The organism is Allobosea sp. LC85, assembly GCF_000735605.1.
Classification (GTDB): domain Bacteria; phylum Pseudomonadota; class Alphaproteobacteria; order Rhizobiales; family Beijerinckiaceae; genus Allobosea.
This window is the reverse complement of the sequence record NZ_JPKG01000023.1, coordinates 47,244-68,200: the sequence shown is the minus strand read 5'-3', so window position 1 is coordinate 68,200 and position 20,957 is coordinate 47,244. Positions and strand designations below refer to the sequence as shown.

Genomic DNA, 20,957 nt, shown 5'->3' with positions numbered 1-20,957 from the left:
CTTCAGGCCGCGAGCATCTTCGGCTCGTCGGCAAGACTGTATTGGGTGAAGCGGCGATCGAGGGCTGGCAGAGCCGCCACCTCCATCACGCCGCTCGCCGGCTCCATCACCACCATCGCGACGGTCGCCGAGAGGTGAGCATCGCGCAGGCCGGGCCGCGGTGGCCGGCAGACGCTGTACGGCGTGGCGAAATCGTCGAAGAGTGCAGCCTTCACCTCGGCCGCGGACAGGGTGCCACCGCCCTGTTCAAGCAAGCGGCGCACGCGCCAGTCGCGGTAGACGCTGTCCGGCACATTGACGAGACCGGTATCCCTGAGTTTGCCGAGTGCAATGGGACTGACCCAGTGATTGGCGTGCACGATCAGCCCGTCGCTCGGATAGACCGCGAAAGCCTCGTCCGGGGCGCATTCGTAATTGACCGCGAATCCCTCGGCGCTCGACAGGATCATATTGTTCGAGCAGGTCTTCTGCGTCGTCGCGACGGCCCTGATCGCGAAGGCGAGATGGGTTTGCTCGAGCACCTTGCGTCGGATCAGGGCAAGCGGCACCCCCTGCTGGCGATAGTCCCGGTCGCTGTCGAGATAATTCGCCGTAATGGCGAGGCCGGCCGCATTCATGCCGGAACGGGCAAGCCCTCCGGCTTCGACGAAGGTCAGGAAATCCGGGCCGTCATCGGGGCGCACCCGCAGCACGATGGCGGTCTCCGCGCATTCGGCCCGCCAATCCCAGTTCTGGGCATGGATCAGCCGCCCCGAAAGGCTGCGCTCCGGCATGACTACGAGGCCGCTACAGCCATCATCGGCTTCGTCCTGTTCCCGCTGCGGCCTGCTCCGTTCGATCCGGGCCTTGGCGATGACCTCGGTCCGGGCGTTGATCATCACGATGTCTTCGAGCGTGACGCCGGCCCCTTCGGCGATCCCGCGCATCTCGTCGATGTAATGGGCTCCGAAGGCCTCGATCTCGCCCGCGAACGCCATGATCAGCTCGGACTGGGCCGCGGCCGGATAGCCGAACTCCGCGAGCTGGTCGCCATAAAGCCCGACGCTCCGGCGCACGCGCTCCCTGGCGGCCTCGCCATATTGCCGGCCGCGCTCGCGCGGAGCACCGGAGACGGAGACGAAGGGAAAGGGCGAGGTCGTCATTGGCATGCTCCTGCTAACGGGTGATCCACACGCCCCAGGCGCGCATCTTGCCGAAGCCGGTGACGCCGATGCCATCGATGCGATCTGTCGAGGCTTCGACGAGGGGGGTGTTGTAGAGGCTGACGATCGGGGCCTGGTCGATCATGCGCTGGTGCAGCTCGTCGAAGATCGCCTGGCGCCGGCCGGGATCGAGCTCCGCCGTCGACGAGGACAGCAGCGCGATGGCATGCGGGTCCTCCCACTGGTTGTCGGGGTCGACATCCTTGGAGCCGACGATCGTCTTGTAGTTCAGCGAGGGTTCGAGCCGTGCCGTGAAGCGGAAGGATTGGAGCTGGAAATTGCCCTTGCTGTAGCGGTCGAGCTGGGTTGCCCATTCCAGCACTTCAAGGTCGACATTGAAGCCCACCTGCTTGAGCATCGACTGCAGAATGATGGCGGTGTCGTAGAGATGGGCGAGCTTCTGCGTCGTCTGCAGCTTGATCGGCCGCCCGTCATATCCGGCCTCTTTCAGCAGCCTGCGGGCGAGCTCGGGATCGTAGGCATGGCCCTTGCCGTGGACCGCCGTGTGGGCCGAACTCGAGTCCGGGATGGCCGAGGGATTGGGCTTGCCGAGCCCGTCCGTCCTGGTTTCCACCAGCGTCTTGAGATCGATGGCATGGGCCAGCGCGCGTCTCACGCGGCTATCGGCGAAGAGCGGATCGCGTGTCTGGACGAGCAGCACGTTCCAGCTCAGCCCCTGCGCGGTTGCGACCCTGACGCCCTTGGCGGCCCTCAGCTCGACCACGTCCGAGACATCGGTGACGATCCAGTCGATCTGGCCGGCCCGCAGGGCCGTCCTGCGTGTGGCATCGTCGGGCACCACCATCCAGCGCACCTGATCGACATGGGCGATGCGCGCGCCGGCATAGCCGCTCATCGGTTCGGAACGCGGTCGGTAGCCGGCAAATTTCTTGAGGAGGATGAACGAGTTCTTCCGCCACTCGGCAAAGGTGAAGGGACCCGTGCCGACCGGTTGACGCCATTCTCCGTTCGGCCCGACCGAATCCTTGTGCAGGATGCCGGTCAGGCATTGGACATTGGCGACATAGTGCAGGAAGAGCGCCGAAGGCGCAGCCAGCCTGAACACCACCGTGCGGGCATCGGGCGTCTCGATCGCCTCGATCTTGGTGTCCTGCGAGCCGTCATACCAACCCCGGCACTGCCATTTCGTCGCGGGGTCCAGCAGGCGGTCCCAGCTCCATTTCACGTCCGCCGAGGACATCGGCGCGCCGTTATGGAAGGTGATGCCGTCGCGCAGGGTGAAGCGGTAGCTGCGGCCGTCATCACCGATGGTGTAGGATTCGGCCAGCAATGGCGCGATGGTCAGGTCCTCGCGATAGGCGACCAGCGCCTCGAGCACATGATGGAGGATGGTGTCGCTGTCGCCGCTGCGGCGAACACCGGGCTCGCTGCTGGTAATGTCGGTGGAGAGCGCGATACGCAGCTCGCCGCCTTGTTTCGGAACCTGAGCGAGTGCCTGCATCGGGCAGACGAGCGCGGCCAGGGCCGCAAGCCATGCAACCTTCATGATCTCTCCCTTTCGTTCACGAGCGGCGCCCGGTTTCCGGTGTCACCGCCCAAATGGCTGGCAAATCGCCGCGCCCTGCCCCGCTAGAGGTTTCGCCGTCGCGCGAGTGCGCTGGCGAAGAACGCCTTCACAGGGGGGTGCACGAGATATCCGACATGCTCGACGCCGGGTACGACGTCGAAGCGCACGGGAATGTCGAGGTTCAGGAAGGCCCGTTCCAGCGAGCGCAGGCGATCGACCCGCGTCACGCCGGTATCGTTGATGCCCTCCATCCAGTTCGAGGAACCGGGAGCGACAGTCACGTCCCAGGTCTCGATGTCATCGCCGCCGATGACCATCTGGACCGCGACCTTGCGCATCTCGGGCAGATCGAGATCGCGCCCAAAGATGCTCTTCAGATCGCCTGTGCCGAGCCACCACGGCTTGTCCGGGTTCGGCAGGGTCACGACGCCGGGAGCGCCGATCGAGACGGCGAGCAGCCGCTCCGGGTGCAGGTAGAAGAAGCGGTGCACGAACTGCCCGCCGCCGGAAAAGCCGTGCATCAGCACCTTCTCGGCATCGAGGCGGTAGAGTACGCCGATCTCCTCGATCATCGCCAGGACCAGGAGGTCGTAGCGGATGCCCCGATAGAGGATGCGCTTGTAGTTATGTGTGTCGCCCGGCTCCCCGATCCCGCAGGGAAAGAGCGGCACCAGGACGACGCATTGATTGGCTTCGGCGAAGTCGATGAACTGGTCGCGCAGGCTGTCGACCGTGCGGGTGCTGCCATGGATCAGGACGGCCAGCGGATAGCGCTTCGTGCCGTTTTCCTCGTAGCTCTCGGGAATGTAGCAGCAATAGGAGAAGCGCTGGTCGGCCTGGCAGGCAAAGATCGCCGTCCGTCCGAGCTGGTAATAGGAGAGCTTTTCGCCATGTCCGTTACGCGTCATCGCTCGTCTTTCTCCGGTCGTCTCAGGCCTGGCTGATCGTCTTGGTGACAAGATAGGCGTCGAGCCCTTCGGTGCCGCCTTCGCGGCCGTCGCCGCTGTCCTTGACCCCGCCGAACGGAGTTTCGGCGGCGGCGATCTCGAAACGGTTGATGCCGACCATCCCGGCCTCGATCCGCTCACTGAGCGCAAGCGCCCGGGCGCCCGAGCCCGTGAAGGCATAGGCGGCGAGCCCGACCGGCAGGCCGTTGGCACGGCCGATGACCTCGTCCAGATCGCGGAAGCGGGCGATCGGAGCCACCGGCCCAAAGGGCTCCTCGCTCATGATCGCCGCGGATTCCGGCACCTCAGCGAGCACGGTCGGAGCGTAGAAGAAGCCACGATTGCCGATGCGCTCTCCGCCGCAGACAAGCCTGGCGCCATGACGCCGGGCATCCTCGATCAGCCCGTGCACCGCCTCGAGCCGCCTGGCATTGGCAAGCGGCCCCATGCCGATGCCCTGCTGGAGGCCATTGCCGACCTTGATCCGTTCGGCCGCCGAGGCGAAGGCCGCGACGAAGCGATCATGCACGGCCTCGTGGACGTAGAACCGTGTCGGCGCCACACAGACCTGGCCGGCATTGCGGAATTTTCGCTGGGCGCCCAGCGCAGCCACCGCCTCGACGTCGACATCATCGAACACCAGGACGGGGGCGTGGCCGCCGAGCTCCAGTGTGGCGCGCTTGGGCCCCTGCGCGGCCAAGGCCGCGACCGCGCGCCCTCCGGCCGTGGAGCCTGTGAAGGACACCTTCCTGATCACTGGTGACGTGACGAGATGGTGCGAGACCGTTGGCGGATCTCCGAGGACGAGATTGATGGCGCCCGCCGGCACGCCTGCCTCGACGCAGGCCTCGACCAGCGCCAGGCAGGTCGCCGGGGTTTCCTCCGAGGGCTTGATGATGATCGAGCAGCCGGCACCAAGCGCACCGGCGATCTTGCGCGCCGGCGTCAGCGCCGGAAAATTCCAGGGCGTGAAGGCGGCAACGGGGCCGATCGGCTCCCGCACCACGATCATCCGGGCCCCAGTCGTGCGGCTCGGAACGACCCGCCCATAGGCGCGGCGCCCTTCCTCGGCATACCATTCGAAGACCTCGGCGGACGCGGCAACCTCGCCACGCGCCTCGGCGAGAGGCTTGCCCTGCTCGCGCGTCATCACCTGGCCAATGGCGTCCTGGCGCGCCCTCAGTAGTTCGCCAACACGACGCAGGATGCGGCAGCGCTCGAAGACCGAGACCGCGCGCCAGGCAGCAAAACCGGTTTCGGCAGCCTGCAGCGCGTCGTCGAGATCGGCCGCCGATGCCAGCCGCGCCATGGCCAGGGTTTCGCCGGTCGCGGGATCATGGATCTCGATCTCGCCGCCGGAGCCTGCGCGAGCGACGCCGCCGATATGCAGGGTAATGTCGGGATAGGCGCTCACGTCGCGCAACCTCTTCAAACGAATGGGATGGAGCCGGGTCAGGCGATGGTTGCGAGCGCCTTGCGGATGCTGGCGAAGAGACGGTCGATCTCGTCGGGCTCGATCGTCAGCGGCGGCGACAGCACCAGCAGATCGGCGCCGGCGCGCACGAGGACGCCATCCTGGAAACAGGCCTCGGCGCATTCCGAACTGCGCTGGCCAGCTCCGCCAGGCCGCGGTTCAAACTCGATCGCGGCCACGAGACCGATATTGCGGATATCGATGACGTGCGGCGCGCCCTTCAGCGCATGCGCGGCGTCCTCCCAGTGGCGCGCGATCCGCCGTGCGCGCTCGAACAGCCCTTCCTCCTCATAGACCTGCAGGGTGGCAAGACCCGCGGCGCAGGCGAGCGGATGCCCCGAATAGGTATAGCCGTGGAAGAGCTCGATGCTGCCTTCCGGGCCGGTCATGAAGGCGTCGTAGATCTGCGGCCCGACAATGGTCGCTCCCATCGGCACGGCGCCATTGGTCAGCCCCTTGGCACAGGTGATCATGTCGGGAATGACCGCGAAGGCTTCGGCGGCGCAGGAGGCGCCGAGCCGCCCGAAGCCCGAGATCACCTCGTCGAAGATCAGCAGGATGCCGTGCTTGTCGCAGATCTCGCGCAGGCGCTTGAGATAGCCCCGGGGCGGTGGAAGCACGCCGGTCGAGCCCGCGACCGGCTCGACGATGACGGCCGCGATCGTCGAGGCATCATGGATCTGCACGAGCCGCTCGAGATCCTCGGCGAGATCAGCGCCATGCTCCGGCTCGCCGCGCGAGAAGGCATTCCTGGCCAGGTCCAGCGTGTGTGGGAGATGGGCGACACCTGGCAGGAGGGGCCCGAAATCGCGACGATGCCGGCTGATGCCGGCGACCGAGAGACCGCCGAATCCCATGCCATGATAGCCGCGCGCCCGGCCGATCAGGCGGGTTCGGCCCGCCTCGCCGCGCTGGCGGTGATAGGCGAGCGCGATCTTGAGTGCGGTGTCGACAGCCTCCGAGCCCGAATTGGAGAAGAAGACATGGTCGAGCCCCTTCGGCATCATGTTGGCGATGCGGCTCGCCAGCGTGAAGGCGTCGGGATGCCCCATCTGGAAACAGGAGACATAGTCGAGCCTGTCGACCTGGGTCTTGATCGCCTCCTTGATCCGCGGATGGCCATGGCCGGCATTCACGCACCAGAGCCCGGCCATGCCGTCGAGGATCCGGCGCCCGTCGGCCGTCAGATAATAATTGCCCTCCGCCCCGACGAAGAGGCGCGGATCACTCTTGAAACGCCGATTGGCCGTGAACGGCATCCAATGGGCGTCGAGGTCGTTCGGGCGGGCGGCGGCAGAAGCGGGCAAGGCGGACCTCGGAAGCACTGGATATTTTTTTGATCTTTTTTCAAAAATAATACAATGTCAAGCGAACATGATTGATACGCTCGAGCCCCGGAATTCGCGCATGCAATGCGTAACGCCTTCGGCTCAGCCGCAGCGAACGAAGATCAGACTCAGCGCGGCGCGCGCGTCAGATGCTGGCGCATCAGGGTCGCCGCCCAGTTGGTGTCGCCCTGCTCCAGCGCATCCAGGATGGCCAGGTGCTCCCGGCAGGATCGCAGCAATGCCTCCCGGTCGAGGCCGCCGTAATCGGCGTATTCGGTCAGGCGCCGCAGGGAATTCTGCGCCTCCATGGCCTGGACGACGAAGCGATTGCCCGAGCAGGCGGCGAGCATGGCGTGAAAGCCGGCATTGATCTCGAAGAAGCGCTCTGCGGACGGCGTATGGTCGAGATCGGCGATGAAGGCATCATGCGCAGCCCGGCTTCGGGCAAAGGCCGGCTGGTTGACCCGGAAGCTCGGCTCGCACAGCCCCAGGCATTCGATCATCATGCGGAAGCGATAGCTTTCCTCGCGCGCCTCGGGCGAAGCGAGCGATGGTACGAAACTCCAGCCGTGACCGCGGCGGCGCTTGATCAGCCCATCCTCCGCAAGGCGCAGCAGGACCTTGCTCAGCGCGCTCCGGCCGATCTGATAGATCTGCAGGAGGTCGGTTTCGATGAGGTTCTCAGGTAACCGGCCAGCCTCGCGATCCCGCAGGATGGCATGAATGATGTCCTCGTCGCGGGCGCTCGGCAGGGAGCGCTCTGCGGCCTCGAGATCCTTGCCGTCCCGCGCGAGAAAGAAGCCCTGGTTCACGCGTGCTTCCACCGCGCCCTGCTCGGCGAGCAAACCGAGTGCGGCCCGCACCGGGGTGCGCGAAACCTCAAAAGCCCGCGCAATCTCGGCCTCCCGCAGGTGAAAGCCGGCCGACCACTGCTTCTCGGCGGCGCAGGCCAGGATTCGCTTCGCGAGAGCGGTATGGAGATTGCTGGGCTTCCGCGATGCCTGGCGGGGAAGCGAACGCTCATTCATCGAGACGACTCCGTGCGCCGCAGCCGTAACCGAATTGCATTATTTTTTCAACGAGGACCAACACGCCATCGCGCGTCTCTCGTACTGCAATCCCGTTTCAGCTTCTCCCTGCCGCCGCACACCGGTCTTGCTGTCCGGCACGCTCTAGGTCGCCACAGGAATGAACTCGTCGGGTGATCACGCCCGCGCAGGCGCCGCGGCAAAAGCGGTAGGATCTCGCCGCCCGGGATCAGCCAGTGATAGCGCCTGCCATCCACCATCCCCGAAGGCGGGGCGATCACATAACCGCCCTTTCCCCCAACATCGATATGCGTCAGATGCGCCTGACATTCCCCGACCTTCAGAAAGGTACGGAACAGATTGCGCGATTGCCGATTACGCCCTCGAAGCCCTGGCCCATGCGACCAAGTTTGGCGGCGATCTGGATCAGCGTCGGCTCGTCCGGCCAGGCGAAATAAAGATGCAGGCCACCCGATTGCGTCCGCGCGATCGGTGTCTCGATCACCTCGCCCGTTTCCGCGTCGTGATGCTAAAGCTGCCCGCACCAGGTGGTGAGCGCTGCCAGCAATTCCATCGCCGGAACTTCCTTCGGGTCGAGGTCAACGACGACACAGCGCGGGCGCAAGCCGGTGGGAAAACCGATCAGCGCAGACGCCCAACGCTGCCACCAACCACGGATGACACCCTCGTCGAGGCGAGCCAGTGCCCGCCATCGTGGGCGCGCGGCGTCGATTCTCCGGGCAGATGCGGCGCCTTCGAGCCAGCCGTCTTGTCGGAAGTAGCCTTCGCCGGAAACACCGGAAAGCCGGCCGATGAGAGTGAAATGGCGTGGTCGAGCATCAAGCCGCCACTCCATTATACACACTCGCTACACATTCTCCGCTTGACTGCGCCGGAAATCGTGTGTATTTATTACACACTGAAACGGAGCGGCTACTATGCAGTCTCGGGAGTTGATCAAGGAGTTGGAGCGGATGGCTGGACGCTTCACTCGGTGACCGGCAGCCACCACCACTTCAAGCACCCGACCAAGCCCGGCAAGGTGACCCTGCCGCACCCGGTGAAGGACATGCACCCCGGAGAAGTCCGTGAGACGACAAGCCGGCCTCCTCTGAGGCCGGCATAGAAACGACGAAGAAAGGAGACGATCGATGTCTAACGGATATGTTGCGCTGGTTCATAAGCCCCAAGCCGGCTCGACCTGGGGCATCACCTTCCCGGACTTGCCCGGTTGTGTTTCGAGTGGCGCGAACTTCGAAGAAGCAGCCTTTGGAGCTGTCGAAGCCCTGGCAGGCCATGTCGCCGCCATTCAAGCTGACGGCGATCCCGTCCCGCGCGCCCGCAGCTTTTTTGAGCTCTCCGAGGACGCTGCCTTTCTTGCCGAGCTTGACGAAGATGCGTCTCCGATGATGGTGGCATTGATCCCCATTGCCGCCCCAAAGGAACGGATCAACATCATGATCGATCGCGGCGTGCTGCGCCGAGTGGATCAGGCGGCACGTGCCGAGGGGATCAGCCGGTCCGCGTTCCTCGAGCGCGCCGCAGCGGCCGTCATTGTCGAATGAGAACTGACTGTGCACAGCCCAAGCAACCGTCTCGACAGGGCGATTCCGTAAAGACAACTTACCCAAATGCCTAAACACACTTCGATTGCCGTCACTTGGGTCGCATCCACCACTGTTTTTCTCTTTTGGTTCATCGCGATCATGGTGGATTGCGACAGCCCATTCTCTGCAGCGTGCGACAGCTCCATTTGGAGATCTTGGCTGGACTTCTGGCGGTTGAAGTGGATTTTCAACTACAAGGAGTTGATCGCTGGCGTCATGGCTGCCACCGCTGGTGGCTTCGTCTTGCTGGCCACTCGGATGCAGGTCGCAGCGACAAACAAAGCCGCCTCGGCCACTCGCGTCGATGTCGCCAAAGCAACACTTTCTCGCGCAGCATCTCACTTTAATAAGCTTGCCTACAAAGTAAGATGGAAGAGCACAGATAACTCCCAAGAGTCGCTCAACCATCTTCACAATGAAATTACAAATATTGCCTTGATAAATACAAAAATTGTTTCTCATCTTTATACAATCCATCACAGTATAGAGATAACAATTGCGATGATAAATAATAATATTGGAAAAAAGATAAATGAAGATTTTACAAATAGAATTAACAAAACTCATCTTCATGCGATGGCTTGCCGATCTATTTGTCTTAAATTGGCAGAAGATATTGATTCAGAAGGAAAGTCCGTGATAGTTCCGTTCCCTAGTAAAATTATTCCAGCTATCATCAAAAAGAATAACCTTAAGGTCGACGACCTCGCTGGACTCAAAGGCTTCTTCATTTTTGATCCAGATGAATCCAACGACTGAATTTATTCTCCGCGATTGCGTCGTGACGCGGCGGGCCACCAGGAGCCCCCCAGCCCGACCACGATTTGGGGCATAGGTCAGCATTAGTTCGCTCATCCCCTGCTCTCCCGGAACAGCGCCTGTTCGGCCGCGCTCCACAGCGAGCCCGGCGCATGGCGCGCCTGAACGATCGCGATTGCGGTCTCGCGCTTCAGCCCGAGCACCACGGCGATGATCCCGGCCGAAATGCCGAGCCGAGCCATGGCACGCGCAGCTGACCGGCGACGACGGCCGACATGCTCGATGGTGAAGCGGCGCCTCATGCCGCCACCCGGCTGAGGTCGAGATTGCGGTAGAGGCCCTCATCGCTGCCGAAGAGGTCGGCCAGCGCCAGAAGATCCGCCTCGACATGCGGGACACGGACGCGGCGAGACGCCAGCCTGAGCAGCCCGGCGGCGAAAGCGCTCTCGCCGTTGGCGGCGCGAACATGAGCCCGGGCGATGATCGCCCCACGTGCAGCGAGAGCATTTCGGAGACGCCGGGTGTCGGATCGCGCTCGCAGACATAGGGGCGCGGCCCCGCAGCGGGGATAAAGCCAGCGGAAGCGTTGGTGTTAAGGGCGCACATCCCCCATGACAATTCGGCATCCCGCACCACTGAGCTTTCGGTGCGAGTAGCTCGGATGTCGGGCAGGCGCTCGAGGGGTGGGCTTGCTAGCTCTGGTTTTTCAGCTCACTCCCGTCTCGGGTGGTTGCTGTGCCCCACTTGCGAGGATCGCCTGGGAGTTGACCAATGGAAAAGCCTCGGTCCATCGCGTTTTGAGGAGCGCCGGCGAGACCTTGGCGCTATAATTGGTGTCGCCCTGTCAAGGCCGAAGCGAAGGGAACCTTGTGGCTCGGCGCTGCGGCCCTGATGTGGTTCAGGCTTGCGTCCGAGAAAGGATGACGCACCAGCGCACGGGGCTATCTATCCAATTGAGGGAGGCGCTCATGAGAACCTACTGCTTGTTCCAAGCCGTGAACTCCCCTGACCTACGCGGCTTCACAGATGAGCCTGCCGGCACCAGTTTGCCCCCGGATCTTGGGCCGTGGACGCTGGTGCAAGAGATCGAGCCCGACGAGGAATGGACCCCCGCCATCAGCAGAGCGGTCGTGGCGGCCGGCATCCTCGAGAACGGTTTTTATCTCTGGGGACCCGCCGAGCGAGAGGCCGTATCCCACCTGACCATCGAAAGTGATCGCGTCGAAGGAACTGCCGTGTTCGGCCGCAAGAACGATCAGATCGGCACCATCAAGCGGTTGTTGGTTGAGAAGGTCAGTGGTCGCGTTCTCTACGTCGATGTGACGTTTGGAGGATTTCTCGGCATGGGCAGTCACCACCTTACGATCCCATGGGAAAAGCTCGCCTATGACAAAGAGCTCGAGGGTTATCGCACTGACCTTACCGAGGCCCAGGTCCGAGCCGCCGCGGCCTTCTATGGGGACGAGGGAGTTTCGCCAGGTCGGAAGCGTCAGGAGGATATGAGGGACTACTGGAACGACCTTCCCAGAGGGCCAGCCTGAAACGCGCTCTCCGCCCCCGTCGTGACGACACGCCATGAAGGGAATTCATCTGAGCATCCGGTGACGGGCGGGTAAACGGGGTGTCCTTGAGGGCACCTTGCGCTTGTCGAAATAGAGCACGCTCGCCGCAGCAGGAGATAGGCACCCTTGGGCACGATTTCGCCGCTCGTGTAACACCTGTGTGTAACAGTCTGAGCCAAGAAACTATGATATCTCAGGAGGTTAAGCCATATCAATGGCTTAGCTGGCCGATGGCGCTCCCTAGGGGACTCGAACCCCTGTTTTCGCCGTGAGAGGGCGACGTCCTAGACCGCTAGACGAAGGGAGCAGCGCGGCACGGGCGGTGTTTAGTCGGGCTTCCGCGTCGCTGCAACTGTTTTCGTGCAGAAACCTTGGGATAAAACGAATGAGGGCGGATGATGCGCTCACCCGCCCTCATGGCTTCATGCGTCGCGACGGCCGCTCAGGCGGCCTTTTCCACCAGCGAAGGGTAGTCCGTATAGCCCGCAGCATCGCCGCCATAGAAGGTCGCGAGATCCGGCGTGTTCAGCGGCGCGTCCTGCTGCAGACGCTCGACCAGATCGGGATTGGCGATGAACAGCCGGCCGAAGGCGATGAGATCGGCCCGGTCCTCGGCCAGCGTCTCGATCGCGAGTTCGCGGGTGAAACCATTATTGGCGATATAGGCGCCCTTGAAGGCCTTGCGCAGCGCCAGATAATCGAAGGGCAGATAGTCGCGCGCCTCGCGCGTCGCACCTTCGACGACATGGATGAAGGCGATGCCGGTCTCGTTGAGCCGCTCGACCAGATAGCCGAACAGCGCCTGCGGGTCGCTGTCGCGCGCATCATTGGCCGGACTTACCGGCGAGATGCGGAGGCCGATACGGCCTCTCGGGAAAACCGTTGCCACGGCCTCGATCACCTCAAGGACGAGCCGCACGCGGTTCTCCAGCGAACCACCATAGGCGTCGCTGCGCTTGTTGGAACCGTCGCGCAGGAACTGGTCGAGCAGATAGCCATGCGCACCATGAAGCTCGATGCCGTCGAATCCGGCCGCTCTGGCGTTCTCCGCCGCCCGGACATAATCGGCGATGATGCCCGGGATCTCGTCGGCTGCGAGCTCGCGCGGCGCGGAGACCGGGGTGAAGCCGCTTTCGATATAGGTCTTGGTATTGGCCGGGATTGCGGAAGGCGCGACGGGCGCCTGCTGGCCGGGCTGCAGCGAGACATGGCTGACGCGCCCGACATGCCAGAGTTGGGTGATGATCTTGCCGCCGGCCGCATGGACCGCGTCTGTCACCTGCTTCCAGCCGGCGATCTGCTGATCGTTGTAGATGCCCGGCGTCCAGACATAGCCCTGGCCCTGCTGCGAGATCTGCGTGCCTTCGGTGACGATCAGCCCGGCGCTGGCGCGCTGGCGGTAGTATTCGACGTTCAGGGCATTGGGAGCGTCGCTTCCCCGCGTCGCGCGGTTGCGCGTCAGCGGCGCCATGACGATGCGGTTCTGGAGTTCGATCTCGCCGAGACGGAACGGAGAAAACAGGGAGGCAGCATGATCACCGGACTGGCTCATCGGATGGTTCCTCTAGGCTCGCGGCTTTTGCCATGGGGCAATTGAAAACCGCATGACGCGACAAGTCACCCCATCTCGTCATGCGCTGGACGCAAGAGGAGACAGGGCTTGCGCGCGGAATTGGCAGGGGCGCAAATGCTGGCGTGGAATGAAAGCAATGCAGCCGCTCATTCCGGGCCGGGATCGACACAGGCATGGTCGCGCAGGGAACCGATGATAGAAAATCCTTCTCCCTGGCCGGCACCGGCTATCGCTGGCTGAGCGCTGTCGGGGCCGCCTCCCGGCTTGGCTTGCGCAGCGCGATCAGCCTCGTCTATCCGCCGTCCTGCGTTGCCTGCCGGGGTGCGACCGCTGAAGCTCAGGGCCTTTGCCCGGCATGCTGGAGCGGAATTGGCTTCATCGAGCGACCCTATTGCGAGCGTCTCGGCACGCCCTTTGCCATCGATCTTGGCCATGGCACCGTCTCGCCCGCGGCGATCGCCGAGCCGCCGGCTTTTGCCCGCGCCCGTGCCGTCTGCCGTTTCGACGGCACGGCGCGCGAGCTGGTTCACCGCCTGAAATATGGCGACCGCCTCGAGCTCGCGATCACGCTCGGCCGGATGATGACACAGGCTGGCCGTGAGATCCTCGTCGAGGCCGATCTTGTCGTGCCAGTGCCGCTGCACCGCACGCGCCTCTGGCGCCGCCGCTTCAACCAGGCCGCGGCCCTCGCCCAGGTCGTCGCGCGCCAGAGCGGCGTCGCCCTCGCACCCGACGCGCTGACTCGCGTCAAGCGGACGAAACAGCAAATCGGACTGACCCGTCCCCAACGTGTCGAGAACCTGCAGGGCGCCTTCAAGGTCCTGCCGGGAATGGCGCCCATGATCGCGGGCCGTCGCATCCTGCTGGTCGATGATGTCCTGACCACCGGCTCGACCGCCAATGCCGCCGCCCGCGCCCTGCTGCGCGCCGGAGCCAGCCATGTCGATGTCCTCACCTTCGCGCGGGTGGTGACGGATGGCTGATGGCACACTACATGATGTGTCACGACAGTATCATTTATCAGGACAGTATCGCCGGAACCGCCATGCCGCAGATCACGCTCTACACCACCAGCTGGTGCCCCTACTGCACCGCCGCCAAGTCGCTCCTGAAGAAGAAGGGCGCGGCCTTCGAAGAGATCGATGTCGACGGCAAGCCGGAGCTGCGCCGCGCCATGAGCGAGCGGGCCGGCGGTCGCACATCCGTGCCACAGATCTTCATCGGCCACCGCCATGTCGGCGGCTCCGACGACCTGCATGCGCTCGATGCCCGCGGCGAACTCGATACACTGCTCGCGGCATGAGGCCGTATAATTAGGAATGACAGGGTTGCCGGATGCCCGCGCCAGGTGGCGCGGCGACGGTCCGGGTGTATTGCGGCGGCCAGCCGCTTCATGAGTCAACGATGATCCGCTATTCCCTTCTTTGCGACAGCGCCCATGAATTCGAAAGCTGGTTCGCGAGCTCCGCCAGCTTCGAAGAACAGTCGCGCCGCGGCCTCGTCTCCTGCCCGGTCTGCAACAGCAGCAAGGTCGAGCGCGCCATCATGTCGCCGAACGTGACGCGCACGGATCGCGGACCGCGCGCTGAGGCGCCTGGTTCGGAGGCACTCCCTGCCCCGGTGGCGCCCGCTCCAGCCCCTGTCGCGCTGATGGGCGAGAAGGAAATCGCCTTCCGCGAGATGCTGACGGCCCTGCACAAGCATGTCACCGAGACCGCCGAACATGTCGGTCCCCGCTTTGCCGAAGAAGCCCTCAAGATCCATCACGGCGAGGCCGATGACCGTGCCATCTATGGCGAAGCGACGCCCGACGATGCGCGCCTGCTGCATGAGGAAGGCATCGAGTTCATGCCGCTGCCGCGGCTGCCGGGCGGACGAAACTAGCTTTTTTGGCCATCACCGGCCTCACCGGGCCAACCGTGCCCGCCCTTTTGCAGGATCTGTAATCGAGGCGGGGATGCTCGCCCTGTGCGCAAGCGCGACGGCGAGCCCCAACAGTCCGCCTCAGGGGAGCCGATCTGCCGGAGGTGATCGACCGCATCGGCGCCTGCGCAGCCCCACCGGCGCCGCGGCGTGACGTTAGATCATCGGAGCCGATATCGTATCCGGTCCGATGATCTGATCTTCTCTGTTTGCATCGGCTTTCCCGAAAACCGCAATCCACGTTTCGGGCCGATACGTCAGAGCGGCTCGATTGCGGGGACCCTGAAGACCTCGACCGTCGACTTCCCGCTCGCCAGGACCTTCTCCCACTCCACCTCGGCGCGGACGCGGGCAAGGCAGGGCTCGAGCTTCGCCTCGGCCAGCGCATGCGGCACGAAAACCAGCCCGTCATCATCGCCGATGACGAGATCGTTCGGCTGCACCACCACACCACCGAAGACGATCGGGCCGTTGACGATGCCCCGTTCCATCGAGGACGGGCCGCGTGGCATCACCCAGCGCGAGAACATGGCGAAGTCGGGCCATTGCGAGACCGGCCCGACATCCCGCACCGCGCCGTCGACGACGACGCCGGCAATGCCCTTGAGGCGCGCGGCGCCGCCGAGCAGGTCGCCGATCATCGCCGCATCGCGCCGTCCACCTGCCGCGACCACCACCACATCCCCGGGGCCGGCGATCGCGATCGCATGATGCACCGGCCCGTAATCGGCGGGCTCGCACCAGGCCGTCACGGCCGAGCCGGTCAGCCGCGTGCCGGGCGCGAAAGGCCGGATCGGCCGGATGCGCGGGTCGGCATGGCCGACACCGCCGAGCTGGTCGGCAATGACCGAGCTCGGGACCGCACACCAGGCGTCGATCAGGCCATCGGGAAGGCGGGAATTGCGCGGATTGTCGAGGCGGGTCGGCATGGTGATGGCCTTTTCTGGCGGCGGTTCTGAAACGCGATCCACGTCCCGTCATCCCGGACGACCGGAGGAAGGCCGGGAATTGATGTCGGACCATGGCAGGAGAGGCTGAGGCATGGAACCCGGATCGTCGCTACGCGCCGTCCGGGCATTGAGTGCGCGGAAGCTCAGGCTGCCCGCCCGGAACGCCTTGCAAGATAGCGCTGAACAGCTCGCTCCAGCCGGCGCACGCCCTCGGCAAGAACCTCTGGCGAGGAGCGCGTGAAGTTGACCCGCATCGCGCTGTTGAGCGCCCCGTCGGGATCGAACACGCTGCTCGGCACGAATGCGACCTTCTCCTCGAGTGCGCAGCTGTAAAGTTCGTTGGTGTCGATCTCGCTCGATTTCGCCCGCATCCACACGAACATGCCGCCGGGCGGGATATCCCACTCGAACCATTCGCCGAGATGGCGCGAAGCGGCGGCACAAAGCGCGTCGCGCCGTTCGCGATAGGCCGCGACGATGCGCGGAATATGCTCAGCCTCGAAACCGCTTTCGAGCAGTTCGAGCGCGACGGCCTGGGTGAACATGCTGCTGCTGATATCGGTCGACTGCTTGGCGAGCGCCAGTGTCGCGATCATCCCGGCTTCGGCCACGATCCAACCGACGCGCAGGCCGGGCACGAGGCTCTTGGACAGCGTTCCCAGATAGATCACCGGGCCATCATAGGCCCCGTCCGGATGGCGTGCGGCATGGGCAGCGAGAGTGCTGGGCCCGGCTTCACCATCGAGTTGCAGCGGCAGATAAGGGTCGTCCTCGACCAGCCAGGTACCGGCCTCAAGAACCTTGTCGAGCAATGCCGCGCGCTCGGCCTGGCTGACGAGCACGCCGGTCGGGTTGGAGTAGTTCGGCACGGTATAGACAAACTTGGCCTGGCGCAGTGCGGCGTCGAAGCCGGGCCGTTGCAGGCTCCAGTCCAGCCGTTCATAGCGCGGATGGCGCGGCCGCCAGGCATCGAGCGCGCCGAGATAGGTCGGGAACTGATTGACGATGAGATCGCCCGGATCGATCAGCGCCTTGCCGATCAGGTCGAGCCCCTGCATCGCCCCTGTCGTCAGCAGAACATTCTCCGGCCCGAACCGCCTTCCCGTACTGGCCGTGACGCGCTCGGCGATTGCCTGGCGCAGCGCCGGCAAGCCCTCGACCGAGCCGTATTCGAGCGCGACGGCGCCCCAGCGCTTCAGTGCCCGCTCGCTTGCGGCAGCGATCGCATCCACCGGGTAGAGCTCGGCGGCGGGCAACCCGCCGGCAAGGCTGATGATATCCGTCCGCCCGCCGATCGCCATGAACTGCTGGGTGATGCTGTTGCCGGATTTGAACCACCGCGAGAGCGCGGGACGTGCTGCCGGCAGCTGGGCCTTCGATATCGCCATGACGCTTGAACCACTTTCGCTTCAGCCGGGCGGCCAAGGCCCTTTGAGCGATGATAGCAGTCGCTAGGCGAGAGAATCCGTGCAATATTCCGAACTAGCGTAATTTTTGCGCGGATAATCACCTTGATATCGCCATTCTGGAGTGAAAATCACCCATGATCGAACTGGACCGGATCGACCGCCGGATCCTGGCCGCGCTTCAGGATAACGGGCGCATCTCCAATCTCGAACTGGCCGAGAAAGTCGGCCTTTCGCCAACGCCGTGCAGCCGCCGGATCAAGCGGCTCGAAGACGCCGGCGTCATCGAGGGATACTCGGCGCAGATCAGTCCGACGGCGCTCGGCTTCGGCATCTGCGTGATGGTGAGCGTGAAACTGGCCAAGCAGAGCCCCGATGCGGCAAGTCAGTTCATGACGGCGATCCAGGGCCAGCCCGAGATCACGGAATGCCTGCTGGTCACGGGCAATGTCGACTATCTCTTGCGCGTCTGGGTCAGGGATATCGAGGCGCTCCGCACCTTCATCAGCGCTGCATTGCAGGCGATTCCCTGCGTCGCGGAGACTTCGACCATGGTGATCCTCGACACCCAGAAATCCAACCAGCTCCTCGACGTCGCCGGCCATGCACCGGGCAGGAAACCCCGGCTCCCCCAGCCCAGGCAGGGGTCCGACACCGTGTAGTGCCGGCTCATCCGAAGGTCGGAGACGACTTGCGCGGCCCTCTGGCGTTATCTTCGCCGCAGTGCAACATTGAGATTGCATTGGGTCCAGGGTGGAACGGCAAGGGAGCGGCCATGAACGCGATCGGCCCGATCGGCGACAAGCCGGCGCAGCGTGAGAAGCCCTGGATTTTCCGCACCTATGCGGGCCATTCGGACGCGGCCGAGTCGAACAAGCTCTATCGCACCAACCTCGCCAAGGGGCAGACCGGCCTGTCCGTCGCCTTCGATCTGCCGACCCAGACCGGCTACGACCCCGACCATGTGCTGTCGCGCGGCGAGGTCGGCAAGGTCGGTGTGCCGATCAGCCATCTCGGTGACATGCGGGCCCTGTTCGACCAGATCCCGCTGGCGCAGATGAACACCTCGATGACGATCAACGCGACCGCCGCCTGGCTGCTCTCGCTTTACGTCGCGGTCGCCGACGAGCAGGGCGCACCCCGCGCGACGCTGCAAGGCACGACCCAGAACGACCTCGTCAAGGAATACCTGTCACGCGGCACCTATATGTTCCCCCCGCGCCCCTCGATGCAGCTGACCACCGATATCGTCGTGTTCACGGCCCGCGAGCTGCCGAAATGGAACCCGACCAACGTTTGCTCCTACCATTTGCAGGAAGCCGGCGCCTCGCCGGTGCAGGAACTCTCCTATGCGCTGGCGACCGCCATCGCGCTGCTCGACTCGATTCGCGCCCAGGCGGAGGTCAGCGAAGCGGAATTTCCGGGAATCGTCGGGCGCATCTCGTTCTTCGTCAATGCCGGCATGCGCTTCATCACCGAGCTCTGCAAGATGCGGGCTTTCGTCGATCTCTGGGACGAGATCACGCTGAAGCGCTATGGCGTGCAGGACGAGGCGATGCGTCGCTTCCGCTACGGCGTTCAGGTCAATTCGCTTGGCCTGACCGAGCCGCAGGCCGAGAACAATGTCTACCGCATCCTGATCGAAATGCTGGCAGTGACGCTTTCGAAGAAGGCGCGCGCCCGGGCCGTCCAGCTTCCGGCCTGGAACGAGGCCCTTGGGCTCCCCCGCCCCTTCGACCAGCAATGGTCCCTGCGCATGCAACAGGTCCTGGCCTACGAGACCGACCTGCTCGAATTCGGCGACATCTTTGACGGCTCGGCCGCGATTGACGCCAAGGTCGAGGAATTGAAGGCCGCTGCCCTCGACGAACTTGCGAAGATCGATGCCATGGGCGGCGCGCTGGCCGCAGTCGAGTCCGGCTACATGAAACAGGCGCTGGTCGAGAATGGCGCACGCCGCATCGAAGCGATCGAGCGCGGTGAACAGATCGTCGTCGGCGTCAACAAGTTCACCACCAGCGAGCCCTCGCCGCTCTCGGCCGGAGAAGGCAATGTCGTCACCGTGCCGGATTCCGTCGAGCTCGAAGCCATTGGCCGGCTCAAGGCCTGGCGTTCGGCCCGCGACGCCAAGGCAGCGCAAGCCGCGCTCGCGGAGCTTTCGGCAGCCGCCAGGGAAGTCCGAAATGTCATGCCCGCCTCGATCGCCTGCGCCAAGGCCGGCGTGACCACCGGCGAATGGGCCCAGGCCCTGCGCGAGATCTTTGGCGAGTATCGCGCCCCGACCGGCGTCGACACCGGCAAAAGGGGCGATGATCCCGGCCTCGCCACCGTCAAGGCCGCCGTCGCGCGCGCGACCGAAAAGCTCGGCCGCCCGCCGCGCTTCCTGGTCGGCAAGCCTGGTCTCGACGGCCATTCCAACGGCGCCGAGCAAATCGCTGTCCGCGCCCGCGATGCCGGCATGGCGGTGAACTATGGCGGCATCCGCCAGACCCCGGAGGAGATCGTCACGCAGGCGCAGGAGACCGAAGCCGACATCATCGGCCTCTCGATCCTCTCCGGCTCGCATCTGCCCTTGGTGCGCGATGTCACGGCCAGGCTGCGCGTCGCCGGCATGACGATCCCGGTCGTGGTCGGCGGCATCATCCCACCCGACGACGAGAATGCGCTGCGCAACATGGGCGTGGCGGCGGTCTATACGCCGAAGGATTTCGCTCTGGACGGGATCATCGCGGATGTCGCCGGGCTTGCGGCGAAAGCGCAGAAATAGAGAACCGGGTGCGCCATTGGCGAATTCGGCGGGGGTGCCAGCTGGCGCGAGCGGCGAGAACCGGAGCGGACTTGCGCTCCGTCGGAACCCGGGAGCGCAGCAGGTCGTATCAGATAAGCACCCCAGTGGGCTCGATGAGTGGCTTCAGACCAGACCGGTGGTCTTCAGTTGCTGATACGCCTTCAGGATTTCCTGCAGCGTGCCTTCACGCGAGCGGTCGCCGCCATTGGCGTCAGGATGGAAGCGCTTCACCAGTTCCTTGTAGCGCGCCTTGATCGCAACGGAATCGGCTGTGTCGTCCAGTCCAAGCGCATCGAGGGCCTTGCGCGCGACGGCGCCGACGCGAGGTTCCGGCTTTGCCGCATGCTGCTCCCTGCGCGTGCCAAAAATGTTGAAACCGTCCTGCACCTCCGGCCCGGCATCGCCGGCAGCCGCCGCGCGTCCGCGCTGCGACATGCGCGCCGCCTTGGAATTGACGCCGAGTTTCCAGGTCGGCCGGTGGCCGATCTCTTCCTGCTTCTGATAGGCGGCGAGCGCCTCGTCATTCATGCCGGAGAAGTAGTTATAGGTCGCGTTATAGGCCTTCACATGTTCGAGGCAGAACTGGAAAAACTGGCCCTCTCGTCCCCTGCCCTTCGGCGCGCGGAATTCGCCGGCGCGCTGGCAACCGGAATGATCGCAGCGCACAGCCACGGTCTCGACCACCGCTTCCGCCTCGGAAGGGCCGATCCTGATCCGGTCGAAAAGGCGAGAATTGAAGTTCATGGTCTCTCGGTTATGCGGGCGGAAAGCCAAACGGACAAGCTCAGCACGACAGGCGCCGTCAGGCGCCTGCGCGGACACATTCGAAACGCTGCAGAGATCGGCCCCGATCCCGTCAGAATCCCAGCAATCGGGGTGGCC

Annotated in this window: 22 protein-coding genes and 1 tRNA gene; 9 read left to right on the top strand and 14 right to left on the bottom strand. The window is 64.3% G+C overall.

Annotation, left to right across the window (positions count from 1 at the left end):
• Positions 1-2 precede the first annotated feature (2 nt).
• From FG93_RS11395 to FG93_RS33835, 8 genes are all read right to left on the bottom strand, one after another.
• The gene (locus tag FG93_RS11395) at positions 3-1,142 is read right to left on the bottom strand and encodes a C45 family peptidase (protein WP_043234531.1); all 1,140 of its coding nucleotides are present in this window, start codon (positions 1,140-1,142) and stop codon (positions 3-5) included.
• A gap of 13 nt (positions 1,143-1,155) precedes the next feature.
• Complete coding sequence (locus FG93_RS11390; RefSeq protein WP_043234530.1) at positions 1,156-2,709, bottom strand: ABC transporter substrate-binding protein; 1,554 nt, start codon at positions 2,707-2,709, stop codon at positions 1,156-1,158.
• Between the two features lie 83 nt (positions 2,710-2,792).
• Positions 2,793-3,638, bottom strand: a complete 846-nt coding sequence (locus FG93_RS11385; protein ID WP_043234529.1) for a hydrolase — start codon at positions 3,636-3,638, stop codon at positions 2,793-2,795.
• A 22-nt stretch (positions 3,639-3,660) separates the two neighbouring features.
• Positions 3,661-5,091: an NAD-dependent succinate-semialdehyde dehydrogenase gene (locus FG93_RS11380; protein WP_043234579.1), complete on the bottom strand. Its 1,431-nt coding sequence runs from the start codon at positions 5,089-5,091 to the stop codon at positions 3,661-3,663.
• A gap of 38 nt (positions 5,092-5,129) precedes the next feature.
• On the bottom strand, positions 5,130-6,410 hold the full coding sequence (locus FG93_RS11375) for an aspartate aminotransferase family protein (protein WP_052513639.1): 1,281 nt from the start codon (positions 6,408-6,410) through the stop codon (positions 5,130-5,132).
• A gap of 197 nt (positions 6,411-6,607) precedes the next feature.
• Positions 6,608-7,507 carry a GntR family transcriptional regulator gene (locus tag FG93_RS11370; RefSeq protein ID WP_043234526.1) on the bottom strand — a complete coding sequence of 300 codons (900 nt, stop codon included), beginning with the start codon at positions 7,505-7,507 and terminating at the stop codon, positions 6,608-6,610.
• A 47-nt stretch (positions 7,508-7,554) separates the two neighbouring features.
• Positions 7,555-8,052, bottom strand: coding sequence for a bifunctional DNA primase/polymerase (locus tag FG93_RS34015; RefSeq protein ID WP_161783809.1), 498 nt, complete (start codon positions 8,050-8,052; stop codon positions 7,555-7,557).
• Positions 8,037-8,363: a bifunctional DNA primase/polymerase gene (locus FG93_RS33835; protein ID WP_081881464.1), complete on the bottom strand. Its 327-nt coding sequence runs from the start codon at positions 8,361-8,363 to the stop codon at positions 8,037-8,039. The genes FG93_RS34015 and FG93_RS33835 overlap by 16 nt, the downstream gene beginning before the upstream one ends.
• On the opposite strand from FG93_RS33835, the gene FG93_RS33560 reads away from it, so the two are divergent.
• The 3 genes from FG93_RS33560 to FG93_RS32360 all read left to right on the top strand — a co-directional run bounded on the left by FG93_RS33560 (position 8,331) and on the right by FG93_RS32360 (position 9,873).
• The gene (locus FG93_RS33560; RefSeq protein ID WP_152579395.1) at positions 8,331-8,633 is read left to right on the top strand and encodes a type II toxin-antitoxin system HicA family toxin; all 303 of its coding nucleotides are present in this window, start codon (positions 8,331-8,333) and stop codon (positions 8,631-8,633) included. The two genes, FG93_RS33835 and FG93_RS33560, sit on opposite strands and share 33 nt — an antisense overlap.
• Before the next feature lie 25 nt (positions 8,634-8,658).
• Positions 8,659-9,072 carry a type II toxin-antitoxin system HicB family antitoxin gene (locus tag FG93_RS11360; protein WP_043234522.1) on the top strand — a complete coding sequence of 138 codons (414 nt, stop codon included), beginning with the start codon at positions 8,659-8,661 and terminating at the stop codon, positions 9,070-9,072.
• 66 nt (positions 9,073-9,138) lie between these two features.
• Positions 9,139-9,873 carry a hypothetical protein gene (locus FG93_RS32360; RefSeq protein ID WP_152579394.1) on the top strand — a complete coding sequence of 245 codons (735 nt, stop codon included), beginning with the start codon at positions 9,139-9,141 and terminating at the stop codon, positions 9,871-9,873.
• A gap of 92 nt (positions 9,874-9,965) precedes the next feature.
• Here FG93_RS32360 and FG93_RS11355 read toward each other — a convergent pair whose 3' ends face one another.
• A complete protein-coding gene (locus tag FG93_RS11355; protein ID WP_043234521.1) occupies positions 9,966-10,175 on the bottom strand; it encodes a hypothetical protein in 210 nt (69 codons plus the stop codon).
• 666 nt (positions 10,176-10,841) lie between these two features.
• Here FG93_RS11355 and FG93_RS11350 point away from each other — a divergent pair.
• Positions 10,842-11,414, top strand: a complete 573-nt coding sequence (locus tag FG93_RS11350; RefSeq protein WP_081881468.1) for a PRC-barrel domain-containing protein — start codon at positions 10,842-10,844, stop codon at positions 11,412-11,414.
• A gap of 252 nt (positions 11,415-11,666) precedes the next feature.
• Here FG93_RS11350 and FG93_RS11345 read toward each other — a convergent pair.
• Both FG93_RS11345 and FG93_RS11340 read right to left on the bottom strand, forming a co-directional pair.
• Positions 11,667-11,742: transfer RNA gene (locus FG93_RS11345), tRNA-Glu, on the bottom strand.
• Positions 11,743-11,877: 135 nt separating this feature from the next.
• Positions 11,878-12,987: an alkene reductase gene (locus FG93_RS11340; RefSeq protein WP_043234519.1), complete on the bottom strand. Its 1,110-nt coding sequence runs from the start codon at positions 12,985-12,987 to the stop codon at positions 11,878-11,880.
• 194 nt (positions 12,988-13,181) lie between these two features.
• Here FG93_RS11340 and FG93_RS11335 point away from each other — a divergent pair, with 194 nt between their 5' ends.
• The 3 genes from FG93_RS11335 to FG93_RS11325 all read left to right on the top strand — a co-directional run bounded on the left by FG93_RS11335 (position 13,182) and on the right by FG93_RS11325 (position 14,892).
• The gene (locus FG93_RS11335; protein WP_081881463.1) at positions 13,182-13,991 is read left to right on the top strand and encodes a ComF family protein; all 810 of its coding nucleotides are present in this window, start codon (positions 13,182-13,184) and stop codon (positions 13,989-13,991) included.
• Positions 13,992-14,053: 62 nt separating this feature from the next.
• Entirely contained in the window at positions 14,054-14,311 is a 258-nt protein-coding gene (grxC, locus tag FG93_RS11330) for a glutaredoxin 3 (protein ID WP_043234575.1), read from the top strand.
• A 101-nt stretch (positions 14,312-14,412) separates the two neighbouring features.
• On the top strand, positions 14,413-14,892 hold the full coding sequence (locus FG93_RS11325; protein ID WP_043234574.1) for a DUF1178 family protein: 480 nt from the start codon (positions 14,413-14,415) through the stop codon (positions 14,890-14,892).
• 296 nt (positions 14,893-15,188) lie between these two features.
• On the opposite strand, the gene FG93_RS11320 is transcribed toward FG93_RS11325, so the two are convergent.
• Together FG93_RS11320 and FG93_RS11315 are read right to left on the bottom strand one after the other, a co-directional pair.
• Positions 15,189-15,902 carry an RraA family protein gene (locus FG93_RS11320; RefSeq protein ID WP_244448574.1) on the bottom strand — a complete coding sequence of 238 codons (714 nt, stop codon included), beginning with the start codon at positions 15,900-15,902 and terminating at the stop codon, positions 15,189-15,191.
• A gap of 122 nt (positions 15,903-16,024) precedes the next feature.
• Positions 16,025-17,269: a PLP-dependent aminotransferase family protein gene (locus tag FG93_RS11315; protein WP_043234517.1), complete on the bottom strand. Its 1,245-nt coding sequence runs from the start codon at positions 17,267-17,269 to the stop codon at positions 16,025-16,027.
• A 155-nt stretch (positions 17,270-17,424) separates the two neighbouring features.
• Between FG93_RS11315 and FG93_RS11310 the strand changes: the two genes are divergently transcribed.
• Entirely contained in the window at positions 17,425-17,949 is a 525-nt protein-coding gene (locus FG93_RS11310; protein WP_081881462.1) for an Lrp/AsnC family transcriptional regulator, read from the top strand.
• A 113-nt stretch (positions 17,950-18,062) separates the two neighbouring features.
• Positions 18,063-20,054, top strand: coding sequence for a protein meaA (locus tag FG93_RS11305; RefSeq protein ID WP_043234514.1), 1,992 nt, complete (start codon positions 18,063-18,065; stop codon positions 20,052-20,054).
• A 144-nt stretch (positions 20,055-20,198) separates the two neighbouring features.
• Here the strand turns inward: FG93_RS11305 and FG93_RS11300 are convergent, their stop codons facing one another.
• Positions 20,199-20,819, bottom strand: coding sequence for a DnaJ domain-containing protein (locus FG93_RS11300; protein ID WP_043234512.1), 621 nt, complete (start codon positions 20,817-20,819; stop codon positions 20,199-20,201).
• Between the last annotated feature and the right edge of the window lie 138 nt (positions 20,820-20,957).

Coding starts and splice junctions, on each gene's coding strand:
- FG93_RS11360 (WP_043234522.1), top strand. CDS start 8,659: ATGTCTAACGGATATGTTGCGCTGGTTCATAAGCCCCAAGCCGGCTCG.
- FG93_RS11305 (WP_043234514.1), top strand. CDS start 18,063: ATGAACGCGATCGGCCCGATCGGCGACAAGCCGGCGCAGCGTGAGAAG.
- FG93_RS33835 (WP_081881464.1), bottom strand. CDS start 8,363: ATGGAGTGGCGGCTTGATGCTCGACCACGCCATTTCACTCTCATCGGC.
- FG93_RS11355 (WP_043234521.1), bottom strand. CDS start 10,175: ATGAGGCGCCGCTTCACCATCGAGCATGTCGGCCGTCGTCGCCGGTCA.
- FG93_RS11340 (WP_043234519.1), bottom strand. CDS start 12,987: ATGAGCCAGTCCGGTGATCATGCTGCCTCCCTGTTTTCTCCGTTCCGT.
- FG93_RS11300 (WP_043234512.1), bottom strand. CDS start 20,819: ATGAACTTCAATTCTCGCCTTTTCGACCGGATCAGGATCGGCCCTTCC.
- FG93_RS11315 (WP_043234517.1), bottom strand. CDS start 17,269: ATGGCGATATCGAAGGCCCAGCTGCCGGCAGCACGTCCCGCGCTCTCG.
- FG93_RS11375 (WP_052513639.1), bottom strand. CDS start 6,410: ATGCCGTTCACGGCCAATCGGCGTTTCAAGAGTGATCCGCGCCTCTTC.
- FG93_RS32360 (WP_152579394.1), top strand. CDS start 9,139: ATGCCTAAACACACTTCGATTGCCGTCACTTGGGTCGCATCCACCACT.
- grxC (WP_043234575.1), top strand. CDS start 14,054: ATGCCGCAGATCACGCTCTACACCACCAGCTGGTGCCCCTACTGCACC.
- FG93_RS11390 (WP_043234530.1), bottom strand. CDS start 2,709: ATGAAGGTTGCATGGCTTGCGGCCCTGGCCGCGCTCGTCTGCCCGATG.
- FG93_RS11395 (WP_043234531.1), bottom strand. CDS start 1,142: ATGACGACCTCGCCCTTTCCCTTCGTCTCCGTCTCCGGTGCTCCGCGC.
- FG93_RS11335 (WP_081881463.1), top strand. CDS start 13,182: ATGGTCGCGCAGGGAACCGATGATAGAAAATCCTTCTCCCTGGCCGGC.
- FG93_RS33560 (WP_152579395.1), top strand. CDS start 8,331: ATGGCGTGGTCGAGCATCAAGCCGCCACTCCATTATACACACTCGCTA.
- FG93_RS11350 (WP_081881468.1), top strand. CDS start 10,842: ATGAGAACCTACTGCTTGTTCCAAGCCGTGAACTCCCCTGACCTACGC.
- FG93_RS11310 (WP_081881462.1), top strand. CDS start 17,425: ATGATCGAACTGGACCGGATCGACCGCCGGATCCTGGCCGCGCTTCAG.
- FG93_RS11325 (WP_043234574.1), top strand. CDS start 14,413: ATGATCCGCTATTCCCTTCTTTGCGACAGCGCCCATGAATTCGAAAGC.
- FG93_RS11370 (WP_043234526.1), bottom strand. CDS start 7,507: ATGAATGAGCGTTCGCTTCCCCGCCAGGCATCGCGGAAGCCCAGCAAT.
- FG93_RS11385 (WP_043234529.1), bottom strand. CDS start 3,638: ATGACGCGTAACGGACATGGCGAAAAGCTCTCCTATTACCAGCTCGGA.